The following is a 20097-nucleotide window of genomic DNA, read 5'->3' as shown; positions in this document are numbered from 1 at the left end:
ACCTCACTCCGAAGCGGCAGTGGATGGCTGCGCAATACGCTGCAGCCCAGTGAAACCGGCGACAATCAGGCTGCCATCGGCCGCCTCGACCAGGCTTGAAACAGGCCGCCCCAATGGCTTGCCCAGTGGCAGCAGCGCCGCCCCGACCTGCTCGGAATTGCGAAACAGCACACCGCTCTGGTTCACCAACAGCACCTGGCCGTCGGCACGGCGGGTGGCGTCGTTGAAGGAAATCGGCATGGGGACTGACAGGCGTTGGAAGCTGTCGCCCCCATCATTGGAGATAAAGGCGTTGCCCCTCAGGCCGCCCACCAACAGGGCACCATCAGCGCGGCTCTGCAAGGTGAAGAAACTGCCTTCGTAAGGGCTTTGCAGCTGATTGAACGAAACCGCACTGTCATCCGAGCGCGCCAGGTAACCCTGCTCGCCAGCCAGGAACCAGCGTGCCCCCTGGTGACTGATGGCGTACAGATGCATCCCGTTCGGGTTGGCGATGTGTCCCATCCGTGACTTCCAGGTGGCGCCACCGTCGGCAGTCCATAGCGCCAGTCCGTAGGCCCCCACGATCAGGCCGTGCTGTGCATCGATGAATTCGAGCGCCAGAAAGGGTTTGTCCGCGCCCTCGGCAACAAGACGTTCGGCACTTTGCACACGTAGCAATGCGTCATCCGGATTGGCAGCGGTGGCCTGGTCGGCCTTGGCTGCCTCCAGTTCGAGCTGCGCCGCGCGTGCACCGTCCAGTTGCAACGTCCAGTGCTCGCCCCCATCACGCGTAGCCAATACCACCCCGGCATGGCCGACGGCCCAGCCATTTTGTGCATCGACGAACTGCACCGCCGTCAGGCTGACCGATACCGGCACGGAGGCCTGGCGCCAGCGCAGCCCATTGTCGTCGGAAAGCAGCACCAGGCCCCGCTCGCCTACGGCCACCAGGCGTGTACCGGCCCGCGCCAGATCGATCAATACGCTCTTCTGTGCAGCCGGCACCACCATGGCCGGGGTGTTCAGCGGTGCGCCCACGGTATTTGACCCGGCCAGGCACTCGCTCATGGCAAAGGGTAAATACAAGGCCAAGAGCAAGAAGCCCGCCTGACTGATTCTGTTCATAGCCACCTCGGAATAACACTCACACCCCAAGGGCAGACCGACAGGCCTACCCTTCACGCTCAGCCCGGATTTAACGCACGCCACGTCCAGCCATCGCCGCAGGCGAGAACTCCGAGACCTTGTAGCGATCAACCGCGTGATACTGCTCTGGCAATCCGGCGTAGAGGTTCTGAACGAACCACGCACCGGAGGTCAGGTCATAGAATCCGGCAGACAGCTGCACCAGGCCTGGCAGGTCGGGCAATACGGAAGGCAGCGACCAGAGGGTCTTGGCCAGTTGGCCGCTGGCATCCCAACGGTCGCCGAGCAGGGCTTGCCAGGTGTCTTCGTCGAGGTAGTAACGGCCCTTGGGCAACTGGTGGCGCTTGCCAGCAGCCAAGGTTGACTCGACCACCCAGACACGATGCAACTCCCAACGAACGTAATCCGGGTTCAGATGGTGCTTGCCTAACAGGTCCTGTGGCTGGGCAGCGTTCTGCGCCTTGTTGGTGTTGTAGGGAACGTACATCTCCTGCTTGCCCACCAGTTTCCAGTCGAACCGGTCCGTTCGACCTCCCCACACGCTCAGCTCATCGAAGGACATAACCCCGGCGGTGGACGGCGTAGGTGTATCGCAGCAGGCGTTGGGCAGCGTGCGCACCCGACGCTGGCCACTCAGATAGACATGGGCCTGGGATTTATCGCCGTTGATGTTCTCACGCCCCAGGATCTGCTCGCCGGCACGAATCGCCGGGCCGAGATTGACAAAGTGCACAAGCCAGTAATCGCCCGAGTAGTTCTCAGGACCGCCCTCCTCGAAGTAGTAGGGCATTTCCTGGGTCAACAGACCGTCACTCGTCATCACCTGATTGCCATCGGCAGTCATCAGGTAGTGACGAAAATGCGCCGCCACCGAGGTACCGCGCCAGTTCAGCAGGTGGTTCCAGATGGCTTCGGTACCGTTCTGCGGAATCGGAAACGGGATCCCGCCATAGGCACCGTCGGGGATCAGGCCGGCGCTGCTGTTCACCAGTTTCGCGCGGGTCGCATTCTTGAACGTGTTGTCATAGACCCACTGCGGCGCGGCCGCCGTACGCCGGGTCGGATAGACATCGATGCGATAAGTGTCCGGGAAACGTTTGAACAGTTCCTTGGTACCGTCGCTGAGCTTGTCGGCGTACTTGGTCAGGTTCTGCGCGGTAATGCTGTACAAGGGTTTGTCTGCCGCAAACGGATCGCCGCGCTTGCCGCCCGGAACATAGGCCGGATCAACCTTGGTGTAGCCACCGTCCCAGGCCGGGATGCTGCCATCGGCATTGCCGGCTTTCTCGGCACCGAAGGGGGTCAGGGTCTTGCCCAGCGCGGCCGCCTGTTCGGCGCTGGCGGCCAAGGCCATCGGCGCGGCAGCGGCCAGCAGGGTTAAGCACAAGGCCTTTAGAGTGAACTGAATGGTCATGCGCAAATCCTCTTAGAACGTGGTCTTGACGGAGAAAGCCAGGTAGTCCCGGTCCTTCAACGACTGCTTGTAGTTGAACTGATTGGCGGCGTTGAGACTGGTGTCCTCGGGACCGTAGAAGTGGGTATAAGTCAGTCCCACAGTCACTTGGTCCAGGTAGGTGGCAGAGACGCCAATGTTCATGTCCCCTCCTCTGTCAGGACCAAACCCACTGATCACGGCCGACTTGCCCATGGGGAAATAGCTGATGCCCAGCGGCACGCTGATATCCACGCCAGGGAAGAACTGGCGATAGGTCGGCGTGTAGACCAGTTTCAGGCCCAGGGCGTCGTCGGTGGCGTTAGGGTCAAGAGCTGCGCGGTTCCTGGTCACGGCCAGCAGGCGGTTCCAGGCCACCTCCCCTACCAGGCTGGCTTCATTGGCGACAAAGGAAGGACCCAGGGACGCCAAGACGTTGAGGTTGACGTGGGCCGTCCGGCCAACGGCATAGAGGGCGTCATCGTTGTTGTCCGCCTCGACGCCCGGCAGGACGGTCTGGGCGTTGGACACCAACGGCATGTTCCAACGCATCGATGCCTCGCCGGCAAAGCTGTACTCGTCGACGGAGGTCGCGAAACTGGCTCCCAGGACACGGATATCTTCCGGGTAAACCCAGGAGTATTCGCCGACTTGCCCGGTGCTGAAGTTCGGCCCGGTGGCATTCGGCTTCAAGTACAGCGTTGGGGTTTTCTCGTGATACTGGAGCGCATACAGACCGTAATCCGTCGTCCCAGTGTTGTATTTGAGCTGCAGGCCGCCCTGGCCGGAGTTCCTGGCCTTCTTGTCCTTGCCATGGAAAAACGCGGCCGGGCTATTGGCATTACCGCCAAGAAAATCGGGGAACGGCCCGCCAGTGATCAGCCGCTCATTACCGTCACCAATGGTATCGCTGGTGGAGAAATAGCTGCCGGCGCCCGGCAAGCGAGTGGCTTCCCACTCCAGCTGGTAGAAGGCGCCCAATGACACATCGTCAGTGAGTTGGTAGGTGGTCGAGAGTTGGTTGATCGGCCGGGTGATTTCCTTGAACTGAGTGTTGGGTACCGATTGCGCCTTGACCACGTCCACCGGTGCCATGGCACCGGCGATGCCGTTGCCGCCGAAGAACAGACTCTCCCCCCAGATCAGCCCGTGACGCCCCGCGCGAACCGATAAGGTACGATCGGCCAATTCACCGTTCCAGTAGACGAAGGCATCCAGCAGTTCGCCGTCACCACCGTGCAACTGACGGGTATCGCTGGTGAACTCGTCGAAGCCCACCGAACGTTGGTTGGCACTGGCCGCGTCGTTGTTGTCGTTGCGGTCCTGGTAAACGGTGTCGTACCAAGCGGCACCGCTCAGGCGGGCACCGAAGTTGTGATAACCAATATCCAGTTCGGAAAGGATATCCAGGCGATTGGAGATCAGCCCCTTGCCAAAGTTATGATCACCGTCATTCTGATTAAGCGCCGTCTGGCCCTCGCTGAGTTTGCTGCTGGGGTTCTTGAGGCGCCACGCCGCGCTGAACTTCAGCGTGTTGTCCCAACGCAAGCTGAGATCGGGGTTACCGGTATCGATCTGAAACGCCTGGGCAGCCGAAGCACCAAGCCCCAGGCTGGCCGCGAGGGTCAGGGTGAAGGGGACGCGCCGCGAGGCAGCGATCTTGCGAGTAGCCATCGAAGTAACCCTCTTTATTGTTGTTGTATGTCAGCTTTTCTGATGAACAGCGCCCGCCGTCGAGCAGGCCAAGCCTGCACGGGCATGAACATCCTTGGGAAAACGAAATCAGTCCTGCCGGCGCCTCAGATGGGCTCTGCCGTGATCTCGAGCATCCGCCTGACCAGGCCGATCCGATCGAAGCTGCGGTCGTGGGCAATTTCCTTATCGCCTGCCAACACCGAGCTTTCGCTGATGAATTTGCAACGCTCATAACGGCGCGCCATAAAGCGTTCGAGCTGCTGTTCGACGCTGCCACCGGCAACCAGCTCTTCGCCTAGCACAACAGCATCTTCAATGGCCATGCCAGCGCCTTGGCCCAGGTGTGGCGTAGTGGCGTGCACCGCATCGCCAATCAGCACGACACGACCGCGGTACCAGGGCTCGTTGACGAACACCACCTCCAGCGGCTTGTAGATCACCCGTTCGCTGTCGATTATTTGCTCGCGCAGCTCGCCGATCAGGCCAGTGAAACCACTCAGGCGCTGGCGCATCCGAGTCGCCAGCGTGGCGGCCTCCATCCTCGGGTTGGAGGGCTCATGGGAAGTCACGAACAGGTACATCTGGTCGCGCCCCAGCGGCACCAGCCCGGCATTGCCGGCGGCTCCCTGAAAGGTGGCCAGATGATCGATTCCAGCGGCGCGCGGAAAGTTGTAGCGCCACACCGATTGGCCGGTGAATCGCGGCAGGTACTGCTCGCCGAACAGCAAACCACGCATGTGGGAGTACAGGCCATCGGCACCCACGACCAGGTCATAACGGCCACGACTGGCATCGGTAAACAACACATCAACGCCCTCGCCCACCTGCTCCAGCGACTTGACGCTCAGGCCCAGACGGACCGGGACGCCAAGGGCAGCAACGGTTTCGCTGAGGACCTGATGCAGAGCCAGCCGCGAGATGCCGACGTTGGCTGGATACTCGGGGCCAGCCAGGCGCTGACCGGGGATTCGCGCCAGCTGTTCACCGTCCGTGGTATTGATGGTCACATCCTCAAATGCGTAGGCGGCGCCGAGGTAGCCGTCCAACACACCCAACTTGGCCATCTCGCGCACGACGTTACTCTGCTGGATGATGCCAACGCCGTAGACTGTCCACTGGGTCTTGAGCTCGACAAGATCGACTTCGATGTTCTTGCGACGCAAAGCGATCGCGGCACATAGACCACCGATACCACCACCGACGATAAGCACCTTTTTCACTGCGTTCATGCTCGTCTCACTCTTATTCTTGTTATTCACGCTAGCGTTCTGCCGGAGCGGTCCCAGGCTTCACTACCGGCTGTTTCTGCACACATTCGCTACCGCGTTGTGTTCACTTTCTCGGCAAAGCAGGCGTTTGACTAATCGCATGTAGGGATACGATGTATCAGCTAGCGCGATACGTTAACTAAGGTTCACACACTTCCAATTGACCCGCTTCGAGCACCAGCCAATCGGCCTCTGCATGCCATTGCAGCGCACTCAGGCGCTCCCCCAGGCAAGGCCCGTAGACACACAGGCCACTGTCCGGAAGGAACCGGGCACCATGGGCGTAACAGACGATCTGACGACCATCGACACTGAGAAAACGATCCTTGCGGTACTCCAGGCGCACCTCCAGGTGCGGGCAACTGTTGCGATAGACCCGAACCTCACCACCATGGCGCAGGGCGAACACACTGTCCTTTCCCGTGCCCAGAGGATCGAACCCGCGTGCCTGGCCTTCCACCAGTTCATCCAGGCGACAGAGCACAAAGGCGTCGTGACTCATGGGCGACATCCGCACTCAGACCTGCTTGGGCGGCGGACCGCTCGGGAACCATTTTTCCCTTGACGTGAACAGGAACAACTGCGAGTTATCCGCCGACAACGGCGCCTGGCGTGCTTGCCAGGCATCATCGTGTTTGTCCATGTCTGCGTCGTATTCGATGTGACAGCCCAACGGACTGTTGAAGTACCAGAACCAGTTGGAGCCAAAGAGGTGGCGGCCCGGCCCCCAGAAGCTGGTCCAGCCTTTCTGCTCGAAGCGTCGCCCGGCCAGCAGTACTTCCGTGCCGCTGCCCATGTGAAAGGTGAAGTGCTCGCAGCCCTTCATATGGGGTGGCGTCTGGATCATGAACAGGCAATGGTGATCATCGGAACCGGCCGGACGCATGAATGGGCCCGCACCCACGAAGGTATCGGTGGTCATGAAGCCCAGGCGTTTGTAGAAGGCCTCGGCCTTGGCGGCATCCGGCACGAAATACACCACGTGGGAGAGCGTCCGCGGCAAGGCCTTCATGTCGGGATTGATGCCCGGTTGGTTGACCGGACGCTGAGGGGCATGGCCCGGCGCATTGGTCAGGTCAGCCGGCGCAGTGTATGGACGCCGCACACTGATCTGGAAAGCAATGGCAAAGCCCATGTCGTCGACACTGTGCACGGAGCCGTTGGCACCGCGAGTCACCGGGCGATCACGCCCCAGCTCATCGGCGATGGCATCCAGGTCAGCCGCGCCGGCCACGCCATAAACGGTTTCACGAATCGAGGGCGCGGGCCCGATGGCTGTCGGCAGACGAGTATCGTCAGCTCGACGGATAATCACGGCAGTGCCATCAAGGGCTTCAAAACGGCCGCCCTCGCTGTCGACATCGACAGCTTGCAGGCCATAGTCACACAGGCAATGGGTACAGGCTTGGATGTCGTCGACGCCAAAAATCAAGGCATCAAGGCCGATAATGTTCATTGTTACCACTCCATTTAAATTTTCAGCGCAAGGCCAACACTCACTTACGGCAGCAGTGCCGATGCGATGCGCTGCGCTGCCAATGCTGGTTCCTGGAGTCGATAAAGCGTCACGGCCAACCGACTGCGTGCCGATACTGACGCGGGGATAATCCACTGACTAATCGCTTGTCGGGATGCGACCTATCGGCAAATGCGATACCTGCCTGCACCAAGCCAACGACGGGGAAGCTCGAACATTCATCGGTCACTTAGCCCCTTCGAGGGACTTGACGCCGTGATAGGAACGCCGGAAGGTATTTACAAAATAAATACAAAAATCGAGACCGCCATGCGCTTCAACCACCTGGATCTCAACCTCCTGGTGGCGCTGGATGTGTTACTGGAAGAGCAGAACATCACCCGCGCCGCCGAACGCCTGCACATGACCCAATCCGCCACCAGCGGTGTACTGAGCAGGCTGCGTGTCTATTTCGAAGATGAACTGCTGGCGCAGGTCGGCCGCAAGATGCAGCCCACGCCCTATGCCCGTGAACTCGCGGCACCCGTGCGCCAGATCCTGCTGACGATCCAATCGTCGATCACCGCCAAACCGGTGTTCGATCCAGCCACCAGCAAGCGTCATTTCCGACTGATCACTTCGGACTACCTGATCAGCGTCCTGTTTGCCCGGGTGATCCAGAAGATTTCCCTGGAAGCTCCGCACATTACCTTCGAATTGCTTGGACCCGGCGACACGTCCACCGAGCTGCTGATGCGCGGCGAAGCCGACATGATGATCGTGCCAGAGCGTTACCTCATCGAAGGCCACCCATCGCAGCTGTTGTTCGAAGAAGAGCACGTTTGTGTTGTATGGGACGGCAACACCCAAGTGGGCGATAGCATCACGCTTGAGCAGTACATCGAGATGGGCCATGTGTCCGTGATCTTCGGCCGCAACCGGCAACTGAGCGTCGAGGAGTGGCTGATGAGCCAATACGGCATCACTCGTCGCATGGAAGTGGTCACCCATGACTTCAACACTTTGCCGCAGTTGATCGTCGGCACCCAACGTGTTGCCACCATGCTCCAGCGCATGGCCAGGCTCTACGCCAACTACCTGCCGCTGCGCATCCTGCAACCACCGGTGAAAATTCCGGTGATGCGTGAGTTCATGCTCTGGCACCGAACCATGGACGGGGATCCGATGCATCGTTGGCTGCGTGCGAAGATCAGCCAGATCATCAACGAACTGGAGCAATAGTTGCTCCTGTCGTTCAGCAACGAATCAGGTGCGGAAGTGCCGGACGGCCGCATTCAACTCTCCGCTCACCTGTTGCAGAGCGGCCGTTGATACTTGCAGTTGCAAGCTTCCCCTTGCACTGCCCTCGGCCACTTCGCGCACCCGTGTCATGCTATGGCTGACTTGCTCGGCCACCACGCTCTGCTGCTCGGCGGCGGCGGAAATTTGCTGGTTCATCTGCTCGATACGTGACACCGCCCGGGTGATTCGCGCCAATGCGTGAGAGGCTTGGGCGGCAAGCGCCACCGTTTCATCACTGAGCACATGGCTGCCTTGCAGACGCTCGGCGGCTTGCTGGGCAACACCACGCAGACGAGCGATCAGCCCTTCGATTTCCGTGGTTGAATGCTGGGTGTGCCGTGCCAGGCCCCGCACCTCATCGGCGACCACGGCGAAACCGCGCCCCTGTTCACCCGCACGTGCAGCCTCGATAGCAGCGTTGAGCGCCAACAGGTTGGTCTGTTCGGCCACCGCCTTGATCACATCGAGCACCCCGCCAATCGCTGCACTCTCCAGCAGCAGCGCCTGCATGGCTTGCGCACACCCCCTCATCTCCACCGCCAGCTGGTCGATCTTGCCAGCCGCCTGACGCACCAGCTCATCGCCCTCACGGGCCTGTTCGTCGGCATGTGCCACCGCTTCACGGGCCTCACCGGCGTTACGGGCGACTGCCTGCGCCGTCGCGGCCATCTGCTGCATGGCGGTGGCTGCCAGTTCGGTTTCCTGGTGTTGTTGTTCAACACCACGACGGTTGCTCTGACTCACATCGGCCAGGCTGGCGGCCATACCGTCAAGCGAGCCAACACCACGGTCGATGCGCCCGACCAACCCACGCAGGTTGCCCAGCATACTGCCCACTGTGCTCAACAGCTGGCCCAATTCATCGCGACGAACGCGGCCTGACGGCGGCTGACTCAGATCTCCCGCCGCCACGCGTTCGGCCAACTGCACGGTCTGACGCAGAGGCTGCAGAATCGACTGGCGGATCAACAGGCTGGCGCCCATGCCCAAGGCCAGCGCCAGCACGGTGATCAGGCCCAACTGACGAGACGCGGAGCGATTATCGTCTACTACTGCTTGCCTCTGCTGCTCGTCAGCCTGAGCCAGCAACTTGCTCACCTGCTCGGTTTGTGCGTTCATCGCCGCAGTGCTTTGTGCGCTTTTTCCACGGCTGTCGACGAACTCGATAAAGGCCTTGCGGTAGTCGCCCAGGGCCGTGCTTGCCTCTTGCAATGACTCGCCTTGCTGCTCGCCAAGATCAAGCGTTTGCATGGACGCCAGAAGGTCACTCATGCTCATTTCCCAGTCACTGCGGTAACGCTCCTCGCCGTCGAGCGAGTAGTACAGTTCACTGTCGCGCAGCTTGGCCAGCTTGTCCCGCAACGCGGCGGTCTGCTCAAGCAGTACCATCTGCTCACTGTTCGGCGGCGCCCCCTGCCCCAAGCGAGTGTTGAGCCCGTCCAATTGATCGAGGAACAGCAGGGTAAAACTATCGCCGGCCGCGCGCGCCAGCGACTGCATGCGCAGGCGCGCTTCGCGGGCCCGACGCAACGAGCCGGCATAACCGAGAAACTGCTCCAGATAAGCACTGGTAGCCGTGCGTACAGGGGCGCTCGCGGGGTCATTGGCTGGCTCAACATCGAGGTGCTGGCTCAGTTTTTCCAGCGTCTCGCGCACCTGGTCCAGGTGCTGCGAAGCAAGATCCAGAGCGAATTCTTTCTCGGCGATGCGGGCGCGCAGGATCAGTGCCTGAATCGATGACTCCTGACGTAGTTGCTCGCCGCGTTGCTGCAGCACGCCCAGAGAACGAAAAGCGGTGACAGCCACTCCCAGCGTCACCAGCAGTACTAGTCCGAAGCCCAGCGACAGCTTGGCCCCCACCGATAGATTGCCGAGCACACGGCTCAGTGCAGACATGCCCATTTCCTTGCACAGGAGGGAATAGAACGCCGTGACGAACGGTGTCAAAGCTCATCAACGGCGGGATCGAGTAGTGCCGACCGCCAACGGCGGCACGGTATGCGGCGGACTTTAATGAATCGAATCTCGACAGCACCAATCGCATCCTTCGCTAGGAACAATCGCCAAGTACGATGACAGGTGTCTGGATTTACGGCTTGAAGTGTGAGCGTCGCGTTCATTGACCCGATGCAATCCACACAAGCCATCGTCGTTTGCGATACCTGTCATCCTGACTCGCGATTGGCCAGATAGCCCACCTGCCCTTAGCCTGCTTCAAACCGCCCTGCCCGGACCCAATTGGCCTGGACCTGGCTGCCTGCCTTTGCTTGCACAAGGACAATAACAATCATGTTCCGCTACTTCCCAACCAACTACGTGTGGAATCTATCCGTCGACCTCGCCATTGAAATGGGTGCCCGCATCGGCGAAATCGAAGAGATGTGCGCGCCGCTGCAGGAAGCGGCCAAACAACCGGATGCCGCCGGTAGCAAGGCCTTCCGTGAAACCTGGGCAAAAATGGCGGACAAGCTGTGCGGGTTGGCCGAGGAAGACGAAGCCAAAGGCCGACGGTTATCAGCCGGGGAAAAATACAACCGCGCTGCCACCTATTACCTGAGCTGCGAACGCCTGCAAGCCCATGGCGCTCCCGGCCGCACGGCGCTGTACCAGCGTTTTTTACAAATCTTCCAACGCGGTATCGAACTGTCGCGGGAAAACTGCGAGCGCGTTGAGATCCCCTACGAGGGCAAGCACATCTCCGGGCTGCTGGTACGTGCCGAAGGCGTAACTGGTCCAGCGCCGATTCTGGTACAGGTCAATGGCTTGGACTCCACCAAGGAAATGAAATACCGGGTCGGTCTGCCCGCCTGGTTGGCCAAGCGTGGCGTGTCGTCGTTGATCATCGACCAACCCGGCACCGGTGAAGCACTGCGCCTTCATCACCTGACCGCACGTTTTGACAGCGAACATTGGGCCAGTCGCGTAGTGGACTGGCTGGAAACCCGCAGCGACATCGACGCCAAGCGCATCGGCCTGGAAGGCGTGTCGCTCGGCGGCTATTACTGTCCCCGCGCGGTAGCCTTCGAGCCGCGCTTCGCTTGCGGTGTGGTATGGGGTGCCAACCATGACTGGCGTGATGTGCAGAAGCGTCGCTTGGAGAAGGAAGGCAGCTTCCCGGTTCCCCATTACTGGTCGCATGTGGCCTGGGTATGGGGTGCCAAAGACACCGATGAGTTCATGGCCATTGCCGAGAATGTCCACCTGGACGGCATACTGGATCGCATCAAGGTCCCCTTCCTCGTCACCCACGGTGAAAAGGACTCACAGATTCCTTTGAAGTGGGCGCACCGCACTTACGAGCAGTTGGTCAACAGCCCAAAACGCGAACTGAAGATATTCACCGAGCGCGAAGGTGGGGTGCAACATTCGAGCTTCGATAACAGCATCAATGCCGGCCAGTACATTGCCGACTGGGTGGCCGAAACCCTGAACGGGCACACTGTCTGATCAACCGCGGCAGTATCCCGACCCTGTTTGTAATTCATTCGTCCGCACGCGTGGAAAAGTAAGGCTGAACCGCAAGCGATCTCAAGCGCAGCTGATCGCTCATGATTGCGGTCGCCTGTTTTCCGCTGCGCAGCGATCCGGCAAACAACCTGATCGAGTGTCAGAGCGCACATGGTCGTATCTGGCTCTCGATCTGGTTGTCCAAAGTCAACCAGGAATCGCTCGCCGCCATCCCGTCAGTTTGCTCTCCAATACTTTGGCCAACGCCAGGATACGGTCCTCCTTCCAATTCGGCCCGACGATCTGAATGCCGATCGGCAATCCCAGATCCGGATCCAGACCTACCGGTAACACCACTACAGGCGAACCGGAAAGACTGAAGGGAAATACATAGGAGTAACGTGAGCGCTCGTCCAACGACTCGCCCGGTTTAAATGCAATATCAGGGAAAACCGGGCAGACCAAAACATCATGCTCCCTGAAGAACCGACTCAGACCGCGGCGAAAGGTATTGATATACGCCAGCTCGCCTTTGAATTGGTCGACACTCAACTCGGTCGCCCTACTCGCTTTGACCAACCCGTCCAGGCAAGGCGACAATTGATCGCGCCCCAAACCGGGAAGGAACTTGTCCCAAGCCCTGCCCGCATCACCTCCGGACAGGAAGATATTCCACAGGCTGTCACAGGCCAGATCCATGCCTTCCGGGCAGGCCTGGCTCACACTCTGGACCACTGGTTCCAGCAGCCCCGCGATCCTTTGCATCGCGTCGACTATGGAGGGCCTGACCGTCACACCCGGCAATTCATGGAACATCGCCACCCTGATCTGCTCGATAGCCAGTTCATCGTCGAACGGCACATCGACGGTATCCGGGTCATGCCCATCGGGCCCGGCGATCAAATAGCCCAGGGTCTTGACGTCATCGACGTAGCGGCCCAGAACACCATAGGCCGAAGTCATGTGGATCAACCCGGTGCGCTCCATCGGATACTGCCCGGTCAGCGGCACGCGACCGTGGGTCAACTTGAGTCCGCAGATGCCATTGAAATGGGCCGGTATACGCAAGCTTCCACCCGCATCCGAGCCCAGGCCTCCCGGGCTGCAACCGGCGGCAATAGCGGCCGCCTCTCCTCCGCTGCTGCCCCCGGGGGTCCGGGAAAGATCGAAAGGATTGTGGGTACGCCCATACAGGAAGTTTTCCGTTTCAAAGGACATGCACAGCTCGGGCACATTGGTTATGCCCAGGATCAGCGCACCGGCCTGACGCAACCGTTGAACCACCGTGGCATCGCTGACGCTGGCCGGCCCATGCCACTCGGGCATACCGCAGGACATCTTGAACCCCTGGACATGACAGACATCCTTGATGGTGATGGGCACCCCTTGTAGACGCCCCAGCGGCAACCTGGCCGCTACCCGGCGATCCGTCTCGTCCGCTTGCTCAAGCAGTTGCGCCGCATCCGGCTGCTGGACGATGGCGTTGATCAGCCCATTGTTTTCGGCGATTCGGTCCAGATAAAACGTAACGAGTTGTCGACTGGTTGTTTCCCCCGCTGCGATGGCTTGCGCCATGCCGGAAATACTCAGCGAGTCAAAATCCATTATGAACCCCTTGCATTGAATGAACTTCAGACTAAGGGAAACGGCTCTGGATTCGTAGCGCAGAAATTGAAGTGCTCGGCGGCGCTATCGCCGCCACACAGGACAAGACTGTCGGGCTTCAGGATTTTTTCTCTCAATAGGATCGAGAAAAAGAAAAAATATTTCTAGAACGCTGCTGCCGACCTCGAAAAAAGCAAAAATCCTCTCACGGAGAAACAGATAATAGTTCCACACGATTTGCATCGACACACCCCTTATTGAAGTGCTCATAAAAACAAGGGTTCGAAAAACCTAACTGTAACGGCACTTGGCTGGAACAAACCTTCGCAACATACCGCCGCCCCTCAATCTGGTTCCCTCGGGAAAGCTTCATCGTGCAGAAGAACGTCACAAGGAGTGGACATGCTTCAAAGTAAAGTATTCAGGTATTCCCGCTGGGATATTGCGTGTTGCCTGGTGATCCCTTTCCAAATCAGCGTTTACACCCTATTGGCCTACCATTATCAAAGCCTGTCGCTGATCGCGCTGTTGGGCATGGTCCCCGTCCTGTTTGCCCTTTCCCTGCAGAACGCCGGTGCCAACCACAATCACTACCACACTCCATTCTTTCGCATTCGCTGGATGAACACGCTGGTGCGAATGGGCTTTTCCATGACGGAAGCGCCTAAAACGCCCTATAACATCGGCCATGGCATCCACCACGCCACCCATCAGTCATGGAACGACAAATCCATTCTGGCGATCCTCGGCCTGAAGCGCCCGCTCACAAAACAACTTATCAGCTTCGCTCTGTTCATCTTCGAATCGCTGGGACTGAAGTACTTCACCTTGTTGATCCTGCTTAAATACTGGCCTATCGAACGCGTCGCAGCCCTTGCCTCCCCGGAGGATCCGGAGTTAGCGACTCGTGCATTAAAGAAGCTGCTGGAACCGTCGAAACTGAAGGCCGCGAAATACGACCTGGCGGCGTGGTTCCTGTTCCGCCTGGTACTTTGCCTGATCGACTGGCAGTTTTTTTTCTTTTACTTCATTCCGGCCACTTACGTCATCGACAGCCTCAGACAAGGAGAAAATTATTTTCAACACTGGGGCGCAACAGACGCCTACGACCCGAAACGCGACTCCGTCAGCTGTTATGGAAAACTCTACAACCTGCTGACCTTCAACCTGGGTTATCACCAAGAACATCATTACAAACCCGGCCTGCATTGGCTAAGACTTCCAGAACTGACCAAAGAACTCCCCAGCGACCGGCATACCGTGCCTTATTCGCACTACTTCAATTCCCCCTTGATGTTTCCGGAACGCGCCGTCCAGCTCAGTAAAGAAAACACGGCCAATGCGTCGTCCTAATCCCTTGTCGACCAGCAGGACCCCGCTACCACCATCGACACCGCGAAACTTCAGGGCCGTCAAATGAACAAGCCAACTACGCAAACCTTTAATACTTTCCTGGAAGTTGTTCGCTATAGAGCGGCTCAACATTCAGGCAGCGCTGAGCACCTGGCCTTTACTTACCTGGCTGACGGCGAGTCGGTAAGCGATAGCATGACCTTCGCTCAACTGGATCAGAAAGCCCGTAGCCTGGCGGCCCACCTGCAACGCCGTACCCAACCCGGGGACAGGGTGCTGCTGGTGTATCCCCCTTGCATGGAATACACCGTTGCCTTTTATGCCTGTGTCTATGCCGGGGTCATCGCGGTTCCGGCCCTGTCGCCGGCCAACGCCAAGACGCTGCCTCGACTGCATCTGCTGGCGCAGGACTCACAACCGACCCTCGCCCTGACGCTCGACACTGTACTCACCGGACTCGAGCGCATGGCCACCACCGGTGGAACGGACAACCCACTGGGCGACCTCATCTGGCTGGCCAGCAATACCCTGGAGGATGCGAGCGCGCAGTGGCGCAGTCCGCCGACCGTTGCGAGCGATATTGTGTTCTTGCAATACACCTCGGGATCGACGGGCGCGCCGAAAGGCGTCATGGTCAGCAACGCCAACCTGCTGGCGAATGTCGAACTGTCGAAACAGACGTATCGGATACGCGAACAGGACGTCTTTGTCTCCTGGCTGCCGCCCCATCACGACTTCGGCCTGATCGGCGCGATCATACTCCCGGTCTATATGGCCAGCCACTGCGTGCAGTTCCCCCCGGCGGCGTTTGTCATGCGCCCCTACCGCTGGCTGAAATTGATCTCCGATTACCGCGCCCGGATCACCGGCGGCCCCAACTTTGCCTTCCAGCTCTGCGTTCAGCGCATCACCGAAGAACAGAAGAGCTCTCTCGATCTCAGCTCGCTGGAAATTGCCGTCAACGGCGCGGAACGTATCCGTCCGGCAACCCTGAAGGCGTTTGTCGAGGCATTTTCCGACTGTGGCTTGAAACCTCACGCCATGGTCCCGGCGTATGGCATGGCCGAGTCCGTGCTGTTGGTGACCGCCAACATGCGAACCCCTGTCGGACAGCTGCCACTTATCCGCAGTATCAGCAAAAGCGCGCTTGAAGATGGCCAGGTCAAGCCTGAATTACATGCCGCGGATGCGGTGGAGATGGTGGCCACGGGCAACGAGTTCACCGGCGATCATCAGGTCGGGATTTTTCATCCGCAGCGCTCGGTGCGACTCGCTCCGGAACAGGTGGGTGAAGTCTGGATAAGAGGTCCGTCCACCGCCTTGGGTTATTGGCAACGGGAAGAAGAGAGCCGCATTTTCCATACCCAGGCTGAAGGTGAGGAAGGTCGCTGGTTGCGTACCGGCGATCTGGGGTTCATCAGCGACGGCGATCTCTATATCACCGGCCGGTTAAAAGAGGTCATGATCTTCGGCGGTCGCAATATCTACCCTCAGGACGTCGAGATGACGGTCGAGGCCCTGGACCCTGCGTTTCGCGCCAATGGCTGTGCCGCGTTCTCCATCGAGGACGGCGAGACCAGTCATCTGGTGATCGTGCAGGAGTTGGAATCCAGGCAACAGGCCGATACCGACAGGCTGATTTCCCGCCTCCGGGCTGAATTGGCCGATCGTCACGAAATCTTCGACCTGTCGGCACTGCTGCTGGTCAAGACCGGCGTCATACCCAGGACCTCCAGCGGCAAGATCCAGCGGGGCCGCTGCCGGCAGCTGTTCGATGCGGCACAACTGCCGACGCTCTGGTTCTGGAGCAGGGATGACGAAACGCATGAGGCGCAGGCTCAGGACAATCCGCGCCATGCGGAAATAGAGGCGCAGTTGTTATCGATCTGGCGGACCGCGCTGGATCGAGAGGACATTTCCAGTACCGACAGTTTTTTCGTCCTGGGCGGGCACTCACTTCTGGCCACGCAGATGGTGATGGAGGTGCGCAAGCAGTTCAACATTGAACTCCCCCTGAGCACCCTCTTCCACTCGCCGACACCGCGCCTGCTGGCAAGGGAAGTCGCCGCTGCGAAAGGCCCATCCAGTCAATCCCTGCCGGCCATCGCTCGCTCGCCACGCCAAGGTCCACTGCCACTGTCCTATGCGCAGCAACGTTTCTGGTTTCTCGACCAGTACCAACCGGACAATCCGTTCTATTCGTTGCCCCTGGCACTGACCATCGACGGCCCCCTGGACGTGCAGATTGTCCAGCAGGTCCTGAACCTTATGATCGCGCGCCACGCGCCGTTGCGAACCCTGTTCAAAAGCGAAAGCGGCATGCTCCAACAGCAGATCCTGCCGACGCTGGAAATCCCGCTGACGGTGGTCGATTTCAGCCAACAGGGCGACAACGCAGCGCCTGAAATCGCCAAGGCCATACGCGAGGAAGCCTATAAACCGTTCAATCTGGAACAAGGGCCGCTGATTCGCGCACGCTTGCTGCAAAGCGCTCCACAGCGCCATGTCCTGCTGCTGACCCTGCACCATATCATTTGTGACGGCTGGTCAAGCAAGGTGCTGCAAAGTGACTTCTCGGCCCTCTACGAGGCCCTTGCGCTAGGTCATCCGCTTCCACTTCCCGCGCTGCCCATCGAGTATGCCGACTACACCGTGTGGGAGCAGCAGAATCTCGCCGGGCCTTGGCTTGAGGAGCAACTGAATTTCTGGCGGACACACCTGGCCCACGCCCCGACCTCCCTGGATTTGCAGACAGATTTTCCACGCCACGAGAATACCGGCCAGGAAGGCGCTGTGCGCGAATTGCAAGTTCCATCGCCACTCGTTCGACAGCTCGAAACATTCGCCCGAGCACAAAACGCCACGCTGTTCATGGTCATGGTGACCGCCATGAATGTCTTGCTGCGACGCATGACGGGCCAGAATGACCTGTGCATCGGCGTCATGTCGGCGAACCGCCCGGAGGGCACCGAAGGCCTGGTCGGCAACTTCATTAACGTGGTGCCTTTGCACAGCCATATCGAGGGCGACGAGGATTTCAGCAGCCTGGTGAAATCCACGGCCCAACAGTTACTGACGACTTACGACCGACAAATCCCGTTCGAACTGATCCTCAAGCACCTGGCCCCACCGAGGCAGACCAGTGGCACCCCTTATGCCCAGCTCGTGATGAATTTTCACAACGAAATAGCCGAGCACGCACAGCCCTCGGGGTTGCAAAAGAACGGCGGTATCACCCTCGTCGGTCATCACCCGAACACAGTCAACCACGCAGCGTTCGAGCTGAAAGTGGAAGTGCACGCGTCAGCAGCGAACCTGACCGTGGCGGTCGAATACAACAAGGCGCTGTACGCTGCTTCGACCATCGACCGCCTGATGAATCACTTCTTCGTCGTGCTGGCCGGTGCGACTGCACAGCCACAGTTGCCGGTCAAAACCTTGCCCCTGCTGCAAGACGCCGAGCGGCAACAGTTGATCACCCAGTGGAACGACACCAAACGGGACTATCCCGTCGGACAAACGCTGCACGAGCTGTTCCAGCAACAGGTTGAACGCACCCCCGAAGCCATCGCGCTGGTCTTCGAGGAGGAGCAACTGAGTTACTCGCAGCTCAATGTCCAAGCCAACCAGCTGGCTCGTCATCTGCTCGACTACGGCGTCAAGCTCGACTCGCGGGTTGCGCTGTGCATCGAGCGCAGTCCGCAAATGGTCGTTGCGCTACTGGCCATCCTCAAGGCCGGGGGCGCTTATGTGCCCCTGGACCCCGGCTATCCGGCCGAGCGCCTGGCGTACATGCTGGAAGACTCGAAACCTGACGTGCTGGTTTCACAGGAGAACATGCGGCACTGCTTGCCTGAACATTCGGTACCGACCCTCTGGCTGGAGACCGAACAGCCAGAGATCGCGAAGCACCCATCGCACAATTTGAATATCGGTGACGCCGATTGCCTCGCCTATTGCATCTACACCTCCGGTTCCACAGGCCGTCCGAAAGGAGTGATGAATGCCCATGGTGCGGTGGTCAACCGGTTGCAGTGGATGCAAGAGCAGTACGCATTATCGAGCAACGACCGGGTCCTGCAAAAGACGCCCTTTTCGTTCGATGTATCGGTCTGGGAGTTCTTCTGGACCTTGCTCCAAGGGGCCCGGTTGGTCATCTGCAAACCCGAGGGTCACAAGGATCCGTCCTATTTGCAGGCCATCATCCGTGAGCAGGAAGTGACCACCGCGCACTTCGTCCCCTCGATGCTGCAAGCCTTCCTCAAGTCAGGGGCATCGCCATCCGCGTTACGCCAGGTATTCAGCAGTGGTGAAGCCCTGCCGGTGGCCGTGGCCAATCAATTCCTCGAATATTATCCACACACTCGGTTGCACAACCTGTACGGTCCGACCGAAGCGGCCGTGGACGTCACGTACTGGGAATGCCAGCCCGGTTACCGTCACCCACTCGTACCGATTGGCCGTCCCGTGGCCAACACTCGGTTGTACCTTCTCGACGACACGCTGCAGCCCGTTCCCGTGGGCGTCATCGGCGATCTCTACATCGCCGGCGTGCAGCTTGCTCGAGGCTACCTCGAACGCCCTGACCTGACGGCAGAGCGTTTCATCCCGGACCCTTTCGATAGCCATGGTCGGCGGATGTACCTCACCGGGGACCGCGGGCGATATCTGCCATCGGGCGATATCCAGTACCTCGGACGTGTCGACGATCAAATCAAGATCCGAGGTTTTCGCATAGAGCTGGGCGAGATCGAAAATGCCTTGCTGCAGTGCACCGGTGTGCGCGAAGCCGTCGTCGTACCCAGGGATGATGCCTTTGGCGGCCAGTGCCTGGTGGCCTTCATCGCCTCCAGTGCGGGCGAGATCAATAGCGCGGAGCTACGCAAACAACTTGGCAAAGTGCTGCCCGACTACATGCTGCCGAGCTTTTTCGTGGGTCTCGACGCATTGCCGCTCAGTGCCAACGGCAAGATCGATCGAAAGGCGCTTGCGCCTCACGTGCATCACGCGGACACACCGGCAGAGGAATACCAGGCCCCTACCACCGCCACAGAAAAAACCCTGGTCGCCCTATGGCAAGAGACGTTGAAAGTCCCGCGAATCGGGATCAACAACAGCTTCTTTGAACTCGGAGGGCATTCCCTGCTGGCCGCGCAGATTCTCGCCAGAACCCAGGAAATCTTCTCGGTCAGCCCTCCCCTGAAGCTGTTGTTCGAGTCGCCAACAATCGCTGCCATGGCGGTTTATGTGGACCAGGCAACACGAATGCCACGGTCGTCGCCTCCGCCGATAAGGCGCCTGGCGCGAAACCAGACGGTTGAGTGAGCGCCCGACTCCACAGCCGACCCACGGGTGCCGATCACCGATCGCCCCTAAAAGAATGCCCTAGTGCCCCTGTTCGGATTCGATTG

12 protein-coding genes and 1 pseudogene are annotated in these 20097 nt (G+C 59.5%); 4 read left to right on the top strand and 9 right to left on the bottom strand.

Annotation, left to right across the window (positions count from 1 at the left end):
• Window positions 1-3: 3 nt before the first annotated feature.
• The 6 genes from ACODTO_RS07145 to ACODTO_RS07120 form a co-directional block, all read right to left on the bottom strand.
• Window positions 4-1107 carry a WD40/YVTN/BNR-like repeat-containing protein gene (locus tag ACODTO_RS07145; RefSeq protein WP_489106145.1) on the bottom strand — a complete coding sequence of 368 codons (1104 nt, stop codon included), beginning with the start codon at window positions 1105-1107 and terminating at the stop codon, window positions 4-6.
• A 70-nt stretch (window positions 1108-1177) separates the two neighbouring features.
• Window positions 1178-2542, bottom strand: a complete 1365-nt coding sequence (locus tag ACODTO_RS07140; RefSeq protein ID WP_139642797.1) for a DUF1329 domain-containing protein — start codon at window positions 2540-2542, stop codon at window positions 1178-1180.
• Between the two features lie 12 nt (window positions 2543-2554).
• Window positions 2555-4234, bottom strand: a complete 1680-nt coding sequence (locus ACODTO_RS07135) for a DUF1302 domain-containing protein (RefSeq protein WP_489106144.1) — start codon at window positions 4232-4234, stop codon at window positions 2555-2557.
• Between the two features lie 125 nt (window positions 4235-4359).
• Entirely contained in the window at window positions 4360-5484 is a 1125-nt protein-coding gene (locus ACODTO_RS07130) for an FAD-dependent oxidoreductase (RefSeq protein ID WP_489106143.1), read from the bottom strand.
• Between the two features lie 178 nt (window positions 5485-5662).
• Window positions 5663-6025, bottom strand: coding sequence for a Rieske (2Fe-2S) protein (locus ACODTO_RS07125; RefSeq protein WP_139642806.1), 363 nt, complete (start codon window positions 6023-6025; stop codon window positions 5663-5665).
• A gap of 15 nt (window positions 6026-6040) precedes the next feature.
• Window positions 6041-6979: a VOC family protein gene (locus ACODTO_RS07120; RefSeq protein WP_139642809.1), complete on the bottom strand. Its 939-nt coding sequence runs from the start codon at window positions 6977-6979 to the stop codon at window positions 6041-6043.
• 330 nt (window positions 6980-7309) lie between these two features.
• Between ACODTO_RS07120 and ACODTO_RS07115 the strand changes: the two genes are divergently transcribed.
• Window positions 7310-8221: a LysR family transcriptional regulator gene (locus tag ACODTO_RS07115; protein WP_139642812.1), complete on the top strand. Its 912-nt coding sequence runs from the start codon at window positions 7310-7312 to the stop codon at window positions 8219-8221.
• A gap of 24 nt (window positions 8222-8245) precedes the next feature.
• Here ACODTO_RS07115 and ACODTO_RS07110 read toward each other — a convergent pair whose 3' ends face one another.
• Together ACODTO_RS07110 and ACODTO_RS07105 are read right to left on the bottom strand one after the other, a co-directional pair.
• Window positions 8246-9046, bottom strand: a complete 801-nt coding sequence (locus ACODTO_RS07110) for a methyl-accepting chemotaxis protein (RefSeq protein WP_489106168.1) — start codon at window positions 9044-9046, stop codon at window positions 8246-8248.
• Between the two features lie 57 nt (window positions 9047-9103).
• Window positions 9104-9265 (bottom strand): annotated as a pseudogene (locus tag ACODTO_RS07105) (HAMP domain-containing protein); the annotation flags it as partial.
• A 1305-nt stretch (window positions 9266-10570) separates the two neighbouring features.
• On the opposite strand from ACODTO_RS07105, the gene ACODTO_RS07100 reads away from it, so the two are divergent.
• A complete protein-coding gene (locus ACODTO_RS07100; protein WP_139642815.1) occupies window positions 10571-11728 on the top strand; it encodes an alpha/beta hydrolase family protein in 1158 nt (385 codons plus the stop codon).
• 207 nt (window positions 11729-11935) lie between these two features.
• Here the strand turns inward: ACODTO_RS07100 and ACODTO_RS07095 are convergent, their stop codons facing one another.
• A complete protein-coding gene (locus ACODTO_RS07095) occupies window positions 11936-13333 on the bottom strand; it encodes an amidase (protein WP_257225606.1) in 1398 nt (465 codons plus the stop codon).
• A 402-nt stretch (window positions 13334-13735) separates the two neighbouring features.
• Between ACODTO_RS07095 and ACODTO_RS07090 the strand changes: the two genes are divergently transcribed.
• Together ACODTO_RS07090 and ACODTO_RS07085 are read left to right on the top strand one after the other, a co-directional pair.
• Window positions 13736-14686 carry a fatty acid desaturase family protein gene (locus ACODTO_RS07090; protein ID WP_139642821.1) on the top strand — a complete coding sequence of 317 codons (951 nt, stop codon included), beginning with the start codon at window positions 13736-13738 and terminating at the stop codon, window positions 14684-14686.
• Window positions 14687-14749: 63 nt separating this feature from the next.
• Window positions 14750-20011, top strand: a complete 5262-nt coding sequence (locus ACODTO_RS07085) for an amino acid adenylation domain-containing protein (protein ID WP_489106142.1) — start codon at window positions 14750-14752, stop codon at window positions 20009-20011.
• Window positions 20012-20097 lie beyond the last annotated feature (86 nt).

The sequence above is a fragment of the Pseudomonas sp. FG13 genome, assembly GCF_057809755.1.
This window is presented reverse-complemented; position numbering and strand designations above follow the sequence as displayed.

Bases quoted from the DNA above. Each gene is read 5' to 3' on its own strand.
- ACODTO_RS07140 (WP_139642797.1), bottom strand. From the start codon at position 2,542: ATGACCATTCAGTTCACTCTAAAGGCCTTGTGCTTAACCCTGCTGGCC.
- ACODTO_RS07095 (WP_257225606.1), bottom strand. From the start codon at position 13,333: ATGGATTTTGACTCGCTGAGTATTTCCGGCATGGCGCAAGCCATCGCA.
- ACODTO_RS07085 (WP_489106142.1), top strand. From the start codon at position 14,750: ATGAACAAGCCAACTACGCAAACCTTTAATACTTTCCTGGAAGTTGTT.
- ACODTO_RS07120 (WP_139642809.1), bottom strand. From the start codon at position 6,979: ATGAACATTATCGGCCTTGATGCCTTGATTTTTGGCGTCGACGACATC.
- ACODTO_RS07125 (WP_139642806.1), bottom strand. From the start codon at position 6,025: ATGAGTCACGACGCCTTTGTGCTCTGTCGCCTGGATGAACTGGTGGAA.
- ACODTO_RS07090 (WP_139642821.1), top strand. From the start codon at position 13,736: ATGCTTCAAAGTAAAGTATTCAGGTATTCCCGCTGGGATATTGCGTGT.
- ACODTO_RS07130 (WP_489106143.1), bottom strand. From the start codon at position 5,484: ATGAACGCAGTGAAAAAGGTGCTTATCGTCGGTGGTGGTATCGGTGGT.
- ACODTO_RS07110 (WP_489106168.1), bottom strand. From the start codon at position 9,046: ATGGCCGCCAGCCTGGCCGATGTGAGTCAGAGCAACCGTCGTGGTGTT.
- ACODTO_RS07100 (WP_139642815.1), top strand. From the start codon at position 10,571: ATGTTCCGCTACTTCCCAACCAACTACGTGTGGAATCTATCCGTCGAC.
- ACODTO_RS07135 (WP_489106144.1), bottom strand. From the start codon at position 4,234: ATGGCTACTCGCAAGATCGCTGCCTCGCGGCGCGTCCCCTTCACCCTG.
- ACODTO_RS07115 (WP_139642812.1), top strand. From the start codon at position 7,310: ATGCGCTTCAACCACCTGGATCTCAACCTCCTGGTGGCGCTGGATGTG.
- ACODTO_RS07145 (WP_489106145.1), bottom strand. From the start codon at position 1,107: ATGAACAGAATCAGTCAGGCGGGCTTCTTGCTCTTGGCCTTGTATTTA.